The sequence below is a fragment of the Pseudomonas sp. BLCC-B112 genome (genome assembly GCF_028550695.1).
GTDB lineage: Bacteria > Pseudomonadota > Gammaproteobacteria > Pseudomonadales > Pseudomonadaceae > Aquipseudomonas > Aquipseudomonas danubii.
Genome location: NZ_JAQQGK010000006.1, coordinates 303,239 through 315,762 on the forward strand (window position 1 = coordinate 303,239; position 12,524 = coordinate 315,762).

Sequence of the window (12,524 nt, forward strand, 5' to 3'; positions counted from 1 at the left end):
GCGTGACTGCACTGACTCCCCTGCAACGACTGTGGTTGACCGAAACCGTGCGCCTGCGCGAGGAGCACGCCGGGCCACTGGACGATCAGGAAGCCAACCGCCTGGCCCGCAACCAGGGCGGCGACCTGGCCACCCGCATCCAGACCCGTGCCCTGTGGCTGGCCCAGCGCGACGGTCTGCACAGCGCTTTGCTGCACTGGCTGCAAGGCGCACGCCTGGCCTTGCTGATGCTGGCAGCATTGGCGGTCCTCAGCGGTGCCGGTCTGGCCTTCAGCGCCCTGGGCAACACCCAGCAACCGGTCAATGTGTTCTGGGCCCTGGGCAGCCTGCTGGGCCTGAACCTGATCCTGCTGCTGAGCTGGCTGATCGGTCTGCTGTTCGCCGGCGAGCACAGCGCCAGCCTGGGCCGGCTGTGGCTATGGCTGAGTGAAAAGTTCTCCCGCGACGCCAAAGCCGCACAGTTGCCACCGGCCCTGTTGCTGTTGCTGCAGCGGCGCAAGCTCAATCGCTGGGCCCTGGGCGCCCTGGTCAACGGCCTGTGGTGCCTGGCCCTGTTCAGCGCCGTGGTCATGCTGCTGTTGCTGCTGACCACCCACCGCTACAGCTTTGTCTGGGAAAGCACCCTGCTGGGCAGCGACGCCTTCGTTGCCATTACCAACGCCATCAGCGCCCTGCCCCGTGGCCTGGGCTTTGGCGCGCCGAGCTTGGCGAGCATCCAGGCCAGCACCCGGGACGTCTACAACACCGAGCTGGTCCGCCAATCCTGGGCCATCTGGCTGGTGGTGCTGGTGGTGATCTACGGCGTACTGCCACGCCTGGTGCTGATGCTGTTCTGCCGCTGGCGCTGGAAACACGGTCTGGCCCGCCTGCAACTGGACCTCAAGCTGCCGGGCTACAGCCAGTTGCGTGAACGCCTGATGCCCAGCAGCGAACGCCTTGGGGTCAACGATGCGGCACCCGAGCAACTGCATCGCGTCGAAGGCGGCGTCAGCACCCAGGACAGCAGCGGCGCCTTGCTGGTGGCCATCGAGCTGGACGAGCAGCGCCCCTGGCCACCGCAACTGCCGGACAGCGTCAAGAATGCCGGCATCCTCGACAGCCGCGAGTCGCGCAACCGCCTGCTGGAACAGATGAGCCGCTTCCCCCCGGCGCGCCTGGTGATCGCCTGCGATCCGCGACGCTCGCCGGATCGCGGCAGCCTGGGACTGATCGCCGAACTGGCCCGCAGCGCCACGGCCACCCGGGTCTGGCTGCTGCAAGCTCCGCCCGGCCAGGCCCTGGATGCCGACCGCCTGGGCGATTGGCACACCGCCCTGCAGCAGCTGGAGCTGCCGTTCGCCGATTGCGCGCCCCTCAACTGGCTGGAGACCGGTCATGACTGATGCTCGCCAAAAGCCGCTGAAACTGGCGGTGGTCGGCCACACCAACGTCGGCAAGACCTCACTGCTGCGCACACTGACCCGGGACGTGGACTTTGGCGAAGTCTCCCACCGCCCCAGCACCACCCGGCATGTGGAGGGCGCCCGCCTGTCGGTGGATGGCCAGCCCCTGCTGGAGCTCTACGACACCCCGGGCCTGGAAGACGCCATCGCCCTGCTGGACTATCTGGAGCGCCTGGAACGCCCGGGCGAGCGCCTGGACGGCCCGGCCCGGCTGACACGCTTTCTCGACGGCAGCGAGGCTCGGCAACGCTTCGAGCAGGAAGCCAAGGTCCTGCGCCAGCTGCTGGCCTCGGACGCCGGGCTCTATGTGATCGACGCCCGGGAACCGGTGCTGGCCAAGTACCGGGATGAGCTGGAAGTGCTGAGCGGCTGCGGCAAGCCACTCCTGCCGGTGCTGAACTTCGTCAGCAGCGCCGAGCAGCGTGAAGGCGATTGGCGCGAAGCCCTGGCCCGCCTGGGGCTGCACGCCCTGGTGCGGTTCGACAGCGTGGCGCCACCGGAAGACGGCGAACGGCGCCTGTATGAAAGCCTGTCCCTGCTGCTGGAGCATGCGCGCCCGGCCCTGCAACGGCTGATCGACGACCAGCAGGCCCAACGCCTGGTGCGCCAGCAAAGTGCGGCACGGCTGATTGCCGAACTGCTGGTGGACTGCGCCGCCTGCCGCCGCAGCGTAGCCAGCGACACTCAGCAGGAACTGCAAGCCATCAGCGAGTTGCGTCAGGCGATTCGCCAGCGTGAACAACGCTGCGTCGAAGCCCTGCTCAAGCTCTACGCTTTTCGCCCTCAGGACGCCTCGGCCAGCGATCTGCCGCTGCTGGACGGGCGCTGGGGCGACGACCTGTTCAACCCGGAAACCCTCAAGCAACTGGGGGTGCGTGTCGGTGGCGGGATTGCCGCGGGCGCGGCGGCCGGGGCCGGCGTGGATCTGCTGGTGGGCGGCTTGACCCTGGGCGCCGCGGCGTTGGCCGGGGCCATTGCCGGCGGCGCGCTGCAGACCGCACGCAGTTATGGCAGTCGCCTGCTGGGCAAGCTCAAGGGCCAGCGCGAATTGACCGTGGACGACAGCGTGCTGCGGCTGTTGGCCCTGCGTCAGCGGCAGCTGGTGCAGGCGCTGAACCTGCGCGGGCACGCGGCCATGGACAGCATCCGCCTGGCCACGCCGGAGGATAAGAGCTGGCGCGAGGGCAAGTTGCCGCCAGCCTTGAGCAAGGCTCGGGCTCATCCGCAGTGGTCGTCGCTCAATCCCCATGCGCGCCTGAGCCAGGCCGAGCGCCAGGAGCAGATCGAGGCCCTGGCTCAACATCTGCTGTAGCCGCTGCCGAGCCCGCGAGGCTGCGCCAAGGGCCGCAGGACCTTCAACACTCCCAGAAGCGGCGCCTCCTGCGGAGCCGTTCGCAGCCTGCGGCAGCGGCTACAAAAACCAAGCCTGAACCACGATCAAAGCAGCGCCAAGGCCTTGTCCTTGAGGATCTGCAGGTCCATCACCGGCACCCACATTTCCTTGGCCTGCTCGTCCCAGTGGCGCATGCGCAAGCTCAACGCACACAACGGGTCGAGTTCAAAGGCCGCCGCCTCTGCCGCGCTCATCACCCCACCCTGATACGCCAGGGTGCGTCGGCTGGCCTCGCTCAGGCGCTGGTAGTACCCCGGCTCCTTGAACGTCAGGTAACGCTTGGCCTGGACGTGGTATTCCACCAGTCGTGCCAGGCGCTCGCTGAAGCCCGCCCGGCGCAGATAATCGGCCCCCAGGCGCTCATGGCTGACCACGCCAAAACCGCCCATGTTCTCGGCATCCTGCTGACAGATGTGCCCGATATCGTGGAAGAACGCCGCCAGCACCACTTCGTCGTCATAACCTTCCGCCAGGGCCAACTGCGCCGCCTGGGACATATGCTCGATCTGCGACACCGGCTCGCCGATGTAGTCGTCATCGCCAAAGCGCTCGTACAGGCCGAAAACCTCGTCAATCACTTGCTGGCGACTCATCACGCCTCCTCCAGTACCCGGACGATATTGCCCTCGGCCATGGCCGGACCGACGCTCATGCCGACCCCGGTGTGCATCAGCGCCACATGGACCCCGGGGGCCGCCTCCAGGAAGGAGAACGGCCCAGGCCCGCGAGCACCATAGACGCCCTGCCAGCGCTCCACCACCTGGACCTTGCAGCCCAGGGTCTGCTCGGCCAGCTCGATCAACCAGTTATCCACCTGTTCGCCATTGAAAGGCGACGGATCGCTGCCGTAATCATGGGAATCGCCGATGATCACCTCGCCATAGGGGGTTGGGCTGATCAGCAAGTGAATGCCGTGCTCATGCAGGTGTGGCGCTTCACGCAGGATCTGCGCCTGTACGGCGGCCGCTTCCGGCAGATCGGCAAAGGCGCCGTAATGCACGCAACTGAGCCCGGTGAGCAACGCATGTTGCAGGTTCAGGTTGACCTGGGGCCGGGCGCGAAGCATCTGCAAGCGGCAGATCTGCGGTTGCAAGGCGGCGATCTGTTCGGCCAGCAGGGTCTGATAATCGTGCCCCGAACACAGCACGATGCGTGGCGCGTGGAAGTTGCCAGCGGTGCTGTGCAGTCGCCCCGGCTCGATGTCACGCACCAGGGTCGAAAAGTGGAACTGCACCCCCAGGTCGCGACGCAGATAGTCGATCAACAGCGGGATGGCTTCCCGGGAATACAGTTGCTGGTCGTCCAGACCGTGCAACGCCGCCCGGTGATGGCGGAATTGACCGCCGTACAGATCATTCAGCGCCGCGCCCTGAAGCAGCTCGACGCGGTAGCCGTGCTCGCGCGCGCGGCCGGCACAGAAGGCCTCCAGCAACTGCTCTTCGGCTTCGTTGCGGGCAAACAGGTAGGAACCGTTGCGCTTGAGTGGCAAGCCGGCCAGTTGCTGCCAATCCGCCCAGATCTCTCGGCTGGCACGGGCCAGCTCCAGCATGGGGCCAGGTGGCTGGCCGGTGACCAGCGCCTGGCCGAAGTTGCGCACCGAAGCCCCCAGGGGCGTGGCGCTGCGCTCGAAAACTCGCACCCGCAGACCGCGTTTGGCAGCCGCGTAGGCGTGGGACAGGCCGAGGATGCCGGCGCCGACGATCAGTAGATCGCTGTGATGGGTCATGAGTGGTGTCCTGGTGGGAAGCGCCTTCGCCGGCGAGCCGGCTTCTACAATCCCGGTAGAAGCGGCTGGCCGGCGAAAGCGATTGATCGGTTACTGCTTGGCAACCTTTTCCGACTTGCCGTCATAGCGCTTGCGCCATTCGGCGAGGATCTGGTCGCGGTTCTTCGAGGCCCAGGCAAAGTCATTCTTGATCAGGCGCTGCTCGTAGTCCGCTGGCAGTTCGGTCTGCGGCTTGGCGATGCCGGGCTGAGCCAGTACGGCGAAGTTTTCCTTGTACAGCTCCATGGCTTCGGGGCTGGCGGAGAAGTCGGCGAGCTTCTTCGCCGCCTCTTCATGAGGGGTGCCCTTGATCACTGCCGTGGCTTCGATTTCCCAGCCCAGGCCTTCCTTGGGCAGGATGATGTCCAGCGGCGCGCCCTGGCGCTTGAGCTGCACGGCCGGGTATTCGAAGGAAATGCCGATCGGGAACTCGCCGGCGGCGGCCAGCTTGCACGGCTTGGAACCGGAGTGGACGTACTGGCCGATGTTCTGGTGCAGGTCGTCCATGTACTGCCAACCCTGTTTCTCGCCGAAGGTCTGCAGCCAGGCGCTGACGTCAAGGAAGCCGGTGCCCGAGGACGCCGGGTTGGGCATGACGATCTTGCCCTTGTACTCGGGCTTGGTCAGGTCCTGCCAGCTCACCGGCTTGGTCAGGCCCTGCTTCTCGGCCTCCACGGTGTTGAAACAGATGGTCGCGGCCCACACGTCCATGCCGACCCAGGCCGGTGGGTTGGCGGCGTCGCGGTAGTTCGGGCCGATCTTGCCCAGGTCCTTGGGCGCGTAGCTTTGCAGCATGCCCTGCTGATCGAGGATCGCCAGGCTGGACGCCGCCAGGCCCCAGACCGCGTCCGCTTGTGGCCGGGCTTTTTCCGCCAACAGCTTGGCGGTGATGATCCCGGTGGAATCACGCACCCACTTGATCTCCACGTCCGGGTTGGCCTTTTCGAAGGCTTGCTTGTAGGACTTCAATTGCTCGGCTTCAAGGGCCGTGTAGACCGTCAGTTCGGTTTTCGCAGCAAAGGCGTTCAGGCTGACAGCAGAGAGGACGGCAGCGGCAAGAGCCAGGGGCTTGAACATGGTGCGGTTCCTTAGTGAGTGCAGATCAGAGGGTGAGTGAGCAGGAAATCAGTGGCCCGGGGCGCTTTGCCGCCAGGCCTGGGAGCGGCGCAACAGCCCGCGGGAAGCCCCGGCCAGCAGCAGCGAGACGCCGGCCGAGGTGAACAGGATCAGGGTCGACATCGCCGCAGCGCCGCCCACATTGCCGGCGTCGTCCATGTTCAGCACGGCCACGGCGGCGAGGATGGTGTCGGGGCTGTAGAGAAAGATCGCTGCCGACACCGTGGTCATGGCCGAGACGAACAGGTAGCGCACGATGTCCAGCAACGCCGGCAGGCAGATCGGTACGGTAACCCGCAGGTAGTGCCGGTACAGCGGCGCCTTGAGCGACAGCGCGGCGGCCTCGAACTCGGCATCCAGCTGGCGCAGGGCGGTGGTGGCAGTCATCTGCGCGGTGGTCAGGTAGTGGGCGATGGTGCACACCACCAGCAGGGCCATGCTGCCGTAGAACACATGCAGCGGATTGCCGTTGAGGTTGAAGAAGAACACGTAGCCCAGGCCCAGCACCAAACCGGGCACCGCCATCGGCACGAAGCTGAGCATGCGCAACGCCAGGTTCAGGCCACGCTGGCCGCTGGTTTTCTCCATCAGGTAGGCCCCCGTGAAGATCACCACACTGCCGATCAACGCTGTGCACAGGGCCATGGTCAGGCTGTTGCGGTAGGCCAGCCAGCCGCCACCGGCGGTGTCGTTGAACTGGTAGTGGTTCAGCGACAGCGACAGGTTGTAGGGCCAGAACTTCACCAGGGAGGAATACACCGCCATGCCGAACACCAGCAGCAAGGTCGCGCAGATCAGCAGCACGATGGCCAGGTAGCAACCATCGCGCAGCCGCGACGGCGCCGGTTTGAACACCTGGGCACGACCGCTCATGGAGTCGCCATGACGACGGCGCAACCAGGCATCGACGCCGAAGCTGAACAACGCCGGCAGCAGCAACACCATGCCGATCAAGGCGCCGCGGCCGAACTGCTGCTGGCCCACCACCGCCTTGTAGGCCTCCAGGGCCAGGACCTGATAGTCGCCGCCCACCACCACCGGCACGCCGAAGTCGGTGATGGTCAGGGTGAACACCAGGCAGAACGCGGCGAACACCGCTTGCCGGGTGGCCGGCCAGGTGATGCTGCGAAAGGCCTTGGCGGGGCTGGCGCCCATGCTCGATGCGGCATCGAACAGCCGCGCATCCGCCAGGGACAGGGCCGAGAGCAGGATCATCAGGGCATGGGGAAAGGTGTAGATGACTTCGCCGAGGACGATGCCCCAGAAGCCGTAGATGTTCTCGGCGAACAGGCCACGCAGCATCCCCTGGTTGCCGAACAGATAGACCAGGGCAATGCCCGGCAGCATCGACGGCGCCATCAGCGGCAACAGTGAAAGACCACGCCACAGGCCCTTGCCGGGAATCAGCGTGCGTTGCAGCGCGTAGGCGAACAGATAAGCCAGGGGCACCACGATGGCGGCTACGCTGAGGGAGACTTTCAGGCTGTTGCCCAGCAACCAGTGGAAGTTGTCGCTGGCCACCAGTTCACGGGCCGCCAACCAGCCACCGCCCTGCCCGGCCTCGGCGCTGAAACCGCGCCAGAAGATCGCCAACAGGGGCAACAGCACCGCTACACCCAGCAGGAGCAGAAGCAGAACCTTGCCGCCGACGACAAAGATACGGTCGCCGATCTCGGCACGAGAAGCCTGGCGCGCCCGCTTGGCGGGTAGTGGCAGGGACATTGGCACGCTCATCTTAGGCAAACACCTGGAGGCTGCGCGGCGGCAAGGCCACCCAGATGTCCTGGGCGCCCAGGCGCGGCATGGCTTCCGGGGCCAGCTCGGCCAGCAGCGCATGCCCCGGCAGCTCGTTGAGTTCGAAGCTCATGCGGCAGCGATTGCCGAGGAAAGTAATCTCGCGGACCTTGGCCGGGAACAGGTTTTCCTCATGCACCGGCGGGTTCACGCTGATGGCTTCCGGACGGCAGAACAGGCGACCCGAAGCGGCCTTGGCCGAATCGTCGGCCAGGCGCACATTCATCCCGCCGACCTGGGCGTGGCTGTCGCTGTTGCGGCTAAAAGGCAGCCAGTTGCCCTGGCCGACGAACTCGGCGACGAAGGGCGTGGCCGGACGATCGTAGATTTCCTGGGGCGTGGCGTACTGCTCGACCTTGCCGTTGTTCATCACGGCGATGCGGTCGGCCATCAACATGGCCTCGTCCTGGTTGTGGGTGACCATCAGGGTGGTGATCCCCAGGCGCCGTTGCAGCTGGCGCAGCTCGGTGCACAAGTGCTCGCGGACCCGGGCGTCCAGGGCCGACATCGGTTCGTCCAACAGCAGCAGCGACGGTGACGGCGCCAGGGCACGGGCCAGGGCGACGCGCTGCTGCTGGCCGCCAGACAGCTGGCCGGGGTATTTCTTCTCGCTGCCGGTCAGCCCGACCAGTTCCAGCATCTGTGCCACACGCTTACGCACTTCCTCACGGCCGCTACCGGCCAGGCCGTAGGCGATGTTGGCTTCCACCGTGAGATTGGGAAACAGCGCGTAGGACTGGAACAGGATGCCGTAGTCCCGGGCTTGTGGCGCCAACAGCGAAACGTCCCGATCCCCCAGGTACAACTCGCCCTGGTCCTGGCGCTCAAGGCCGGCGATGCAGCGCAGCAGTGTGGTCTTGCCGCAGCCGGACGGGCCCAGCAGGCACACCAGCTCGCCGGCCGCGACGTCCAGGGACACGTTGTCCAGGGCGGTGAAGGCGCCAAAACGCTTCTGGATGCCCCGCACCTTCATCGGCGCGCCGGGGTTGCTCAGGGCAGTTGCAGTGGAGTGGTTCATGGACGGACCTCATCTAGCAGATGAGGCAAATCCTAGAGTTGTAATGCGTCGGCCATATGGCAGTAAGGCAAAAACGACCGATAGTGGTATTCAGGGATTTTGGTTCAACCTGTCAGTCAGGTGCTGCGCCGATGCAGGTCTTTCAGGCGGGAGCCATTTCCTGGGCCAGGCCGAGGAAGGCCGCGGGCAGGCGCGCGTTCTTGCGCTCCTTGAGGCAGTACAGGTACTCGACGATCTGCGGGGCATGCTCGATGGTCAGGACCCGCAGTTGCGGATCGTGGGGCACTTCCTGACGGGCAATGATGCTGATGCCGATATTGCGCAGCACCGCCTCGCGGATCGATTCGCGACTGCCGATTTCCAGCAGCGGGCCAAAGCTGACGTGGGCATCCTTGAGCAAGGTTTCGGTAAGGCTGCGGGTGGTGGAGCCCGGTTCACGCATCAACAGTGTGTGCCCGGCCAGGGCATTGAGCGGCACGTGATCCAGCGCCGCCAGGGGGTGATTGCGATGCACCGCCAGCACCAGCGGATCGCTGCCCAATACCCGACGGATCAGCCGCGCGTCCTCCAGCAGTTGCGAGGAGGCCGCCACATCCACCCGGTAGTCTTCCAGGGCTTCGAGGACTTGCTGGGAGTTGCCGATCTCCACCGACACTTCGACCTGAGGCAACCGCTCGCGGAAAGTCTTCACCAGATCGAGGATGTAGTACGGCGCAGTGGCAGCGATGCGCAATGTGCCCTGCACCTGCCCGCTGTTGCGCAGGAAGAACTCAATGTCAGCCTCCTGCTGCAACAGGTCCTTGACCATGGGCAGCAGGCGCGTGCCTTCGTCGCTGAGGCTCAGGCGCCGACCGCCGCGGTAGAACAGCTCCACCGAATACTGGCTTTCCAGGTTGCGGATCTGCGTGGTCACCGTCGGCTGACTGAGGCCAAGCTTCTTCGCCGCCAGGGTGATGCTGCCCAGGCGGGCGACCATGTAAAAAGCCTTCAGCTCAGCACTCAGCATGGCGGCTTGCCGCAGCTGCAAGCTTTGAGCGGCAAGCCGCAAGCTGAAGCCGGTGCGTGTGAGTTCATCACTCTGGTTCTCCCCTCAGTTGCTTGTTGCTTGCCGCTACGGTGGCCTATTTGCGCAGCAGGCGCAGGCCGTTGAATACCACCAGCAGGCTGACGCCCATGTCGGCAAACACCGCCATCCACATGGTGGCGAGCCCGGCAAAGGTTACCCCAAGAAAGATCGCCTTGATGACCAGGGCCAGGGCGATATTTTGCTTGAGCACCACCGAGGTCTGGCGCGACAGGCGAATAAAAGCCGGAATCTTGCGCAGATCGTCGTCCATCAGCGCTACATCCGCAGTCTCGATGGCCGTATCGGTGCCCGCCGCGGCCATGGCGAAACCTATCTCGGCACGGGCCAGAGCCGGGGCGTCGTTGATGCCGTCGCCCACCATGCCCACCCGATGCCCCTGGGCATACAACGCCTCGATAGCTTGCAGCTTGTCGGTGGGCAACAGGTCGCCCCGGGCCTGATCGATGCCCACCTGGGCCGCAATGGCCTGGGCGGTGTGAGGGTTGTCGCCGGTGAGCATCAGGGTCTTGATCCCCAGCTCATGCAACTGCTGGATGGCTTCGCGGCTGGACTCCTTGACCGTGTCGGCCACGGCGAACAGTGCCAGGGGACCATTGCTGTCCAGCAACAGGACGACGGTCTTGCCTTGCTTCTCCAGGGCGAAGAGTTTTTCCTCCAGGGCCGGGGAGCACAGGCCCAGCTCTTCCACCAGGCGGTGGTTGCCCAGGTGATACAGCTGACCGTTGATTTCGCCGCGCACTCCGCGCCCGGTCAGGGCTTCGAAGTTATCCACAGGGTGCATGGCCAGCTGTTTATCCACAGCCGCCTGGGCAATGGCCAGGGACACCGGGTGATCGGAACGTCCCGCCAGGCTCGCGGCCAGGGCCGGGGCCGTGTCCTGCGCCAACGGGTCCAGGGACAGGAAATCGGTCTGTACCGGTTTGCCGTGGGTGATGGTGCCGGTCTTGTCCAGGGCCAGGTAGTCGAGCTTGTAACCGCCCTCCAGGTAGACCCCGCCCTTGACCAGGATGCCCTTGCGGGCCGCAGCCGCCAGGCCGCTGACGATGCTCACCGGGGTGGAGATCACCAGGGCACAGGGACAAGCCACCACCAGCAACACCAGGGCGCGGTAGATCCAGTCGAACCAGACGCCCCCCATGAACAGCGGCGGAATCAGCGCCACGGCCAGGGCAAAGGCGAATACCGCCGGGGTGTAGATTTTCGAGAAGGTATCGACGAAGCGCTGAGTCGGCGCCCGAGCGCCCTGAGCCTGCTCCACGGCGTGGATGATCCGTGCCAGGGTCGAGTTGTTGGCGGCGGCGGTCACGCGATATTCCAGGGAACCGGCCTGGTTGATGGTGCCGGCGAACACCTTGTCGCCCACGGTCTTTTCCACCGGCAGGCTTTCACCGGTGATTGGCGCCTGGTCGATGGTCGAGCTGCCGGACACGACCTCGCCGTCCAGACCGATGCGCTCTCCCGGGCGAACTCGCACGCGGGCGCCCAGTTCGACGTTTTTCGCCTCCAGTTCGCTCCAGCTGCCGTCCGCCTGCTGCACCGTGACCTGTTCCGGGGTCATCTGCATCAGGCCGCTGATGGCGTTGCGCGCCCGGTCCAGGGAGCGGGCCTCGATCAGCTCGGCCACGGTGAACAGGAACATCACCATCGCCGCTTCCGGCCATTGGCCGATCAGCACGGCACCGGTCACGGCAATGCTCATCAGTGCATTGATATTCAGGTTGCGGTTCTTCAGGGCGATCCAGCCCTTCTTGTAGGTGCCCAGGCCGCCACTGAGGATCGACACCAGGGCCACCAGCGCCACGACCCAGTCGGGGGCGGCATTGGTGAAGTGAATGACTTCGGCGGCCAGCGCGCCGATACCGGACAGGGCCAGCGGCCACCAGGCTTTCTTCACCGGCGCTGCGGCAGGCGCGACTTCGGCGCCGTCCTGCTGCAGAGGCTCGGCGTGCATGCCCAGGGATTTGATCGCTTCGATGATCGGCGTCGTGCTCGACAGGTCGTGGGTCACCCCCAGCACGCGGTTCATCAGGTTGAACTCCAGCGCCTGAACCCCCGCCAGCTTGCCCAGCTTGTTCTGGATCAGGGTCTGCTCGGTGGGGCAATCCATGGCTTCAATGCGGAAGCTGCTCAGACGCGCGCCGGCAGTCGGTGTTTCGCTCAGGGTGACCTTGGACGGCGCCGGGCCGGCAGAACCGCAGCAGGAGGCACCGTGGGTGGCGTGATCATGCGCCTTGACCGGCTGCAGCTTGCCCACAGAGGCAGGGGCATGGCTGTGATCGTGATCGTGATCGTGATCGTGATCAGCATGGGCGTGCTGGGCGTCGGGTTTGCGCGGGTTGTGAATGGAGTCGCTCATAGGGGTCGCGTCCGTATAGAGGTGCTTGTTGCCAAGTGAACACCCTGTAGCCACTATAGGGTCAAGCACCCATTCGGAGACGACGGCAATGAAGATTGGCGAACTGGCGAAACTCACCGACTGTCAGGTCGAGACCATCCGTTACTACGAGCGCGAAGGACTGCTGCCGGAACCGGCCCGCAGCGAAGGCAACTATCGCCTCTACACCCAGGCCCACACCGAGCGCCTGACCTTTATCCGCAACTGCCGCAGCCTGGACATGACCCTCGAGGAAATCCGCAGCCTGCTCAACCTGCGGGACAGCCCCGAAGGCCAGTGCGCCAGCGTCAACGCCCTGATCGACGAGCACATCCACCACGTCAAGGCGCGCATCGACGGGCTACTGGTGCTCCAGGAACAACTGCTGGACCTGCGCCAGCGCTGCAGCGAAGGGCCGGACCTGGATCACTGCGGCATCCTCCAGCGCCTGGAAGTCAGCGGTTCGGTGGCCCCCAGCGAGGCCGAGCCGTCCCACGTCGGCCGCAGCCACGGGCATTGAGCCTGGGGCTGGGCG

10 protein-coding genes are annotated in these 12,524 nt (G+C 65.5%); 3 read left to right on the top strand and 7 right to left on the bottom strand.

Going from position 1 to position 12,524, the window contains the following annotated elements; genetic code table 11:
* The first annotated feature begins 2 nt into the window (after positions 1–2).
* On the top strand, positions 3–1,382 hold the full coding sequence (locus PQT43_RS17910) for a DUF2868 domain-containing protein (protein ID WP_272754375.1): 1,380 nt from the start codon (positions 3–5) through the stop codon (positions 1,380–1,382).
* A complete protein-coding gene (locus PQT43_RS17915; RefSeq protein ID WP_272754376.1) occupies positions 1,375–2,754 on the top strand; it encodes a GTPase/DUF3482 domain-containing protein in 1,380 nt (459 codons plus the stop codon). Before PQT43_RS17910 ends, PQT43_RS17915 begins: the two co-directional genes overlap by 8 nt.
* Positions 2,755–2,879: 125 nt before the next feature.
* On the opposite strand, the gene PQT43_RS17920 is transcribed toward PQT43_RS17915, so the two are convergent.
* The 7 genes from PQT43_RS17920 to PQT43_RS17950 all read right to left on the bottom strand — a co-directional run bounded on the left by PQT43_RS17920 (position 2,880) and on the right by PQT43_RS17950 (position 11,971).
* On the bottom strand, positions 2,880–3,428 hold the full coding sequence (locus PQT43_RS17920) for a phosphonate degradation HD-domain oxygenase (RefSeq protein WP_102881192.1): 549 nt from the start codon (positions 3,426–3,428) through the stop codon (positions 2,880–2,882).
* Positions 3,428–4,561, bottom strand: coding sequence for a TIGR03364 family FAD-dependent oxidoreductase (locus tag PQT43_RS17925; RefSeq protein WP_272754377.1), 1,134 nt, complete (start codon positions 4,559–4,561; stop codon positions 3,428–3,430). Before PQT43_RS17925 ends, PQT43_RS17920 begins: the two co-directional genes overlap by 1 nt.
* Positions 4,562–4,651: 90 nt before the next feature.
* On the bottom strand, positions 4,652–5,677 hold the full coding sequence (locus PQT43_RS17930) for a putative 2-aminoethylphosphonate ABC transporter substrate-binding protein (protein ID WP_102881194.1): 1,026 nt from the start codon (positions 5,675–5,677) through the stop codon (positions 4,652–4,654).
* Positions 5,678–5,725: 48 nt separating this feature from the next.
* Entirely contained in the window at positions 5,726–7,450 is a 1,725-nt protein-coding gene (locus tag PQT43_RS17935; protein ID WP_102881195.1) for a putative 2-aminoethylphosphonate ABC transporter permease subunit, read from the bottom strand.
* Position 7,451: 1 nt separating this feature from the next.
* On the bottom strand, positions 7,452–8,528 hold the full coding sequence (locus tag PQT43_RS17940; RefSeq protein WP_102881196.1) for a putative 2-aminoethylphosphonate ABC transporter ATP-binding protein: 1,077 nt from the start codon (positions 8,526–8,528) through the stop codon (positions 7,452–7,454).
* Between the two features lie 142 nt (positions 8,529–8,670).
* Positions 8,671–9,534 carry a LysR family transcriptional regulator gene (locus PQT43_RS17945; protein ID WP_102881471.1) on the bottom strand — a complete coding sequence of 288 codons (864 nt, stop codon included), beginning with the start codon at positions 9,532–9,534 and terminating at the stop codon, positions 8,671–8,673.
* A gap of 115 nt (positions 9,535–9,649) precedes the next feature.
* A complete protein-coding gene (locus PQT43_RS17950; protein WP_272754379.1) occupies positions 9,650–11,971 on the bottom strand; it encodes a heavy metal translocating P-type ATPase in 2,322 nt (773 codons plus the stop codon).
* An 88-nt stretch (positions 11,972–12,059) separates the two neighbouring features.
* On the opposite strand from PQT43_RS17950, the gene cadR reads away from it, so the two are divergent.
* A complete protein-coding gene (gene cadR, locus PQT43_RS17955) occupies positions 12,060–12,509 on the top strand; it encodes a Cd(II)/Pb(II)-responsive transcriptional regulator (protein WP_092308673.1) in 450 nt (149 codons plus the stop codon).
* The last annotated feature ends 15 nt before the right edge of the window (positions 12,510–12,524 follow it).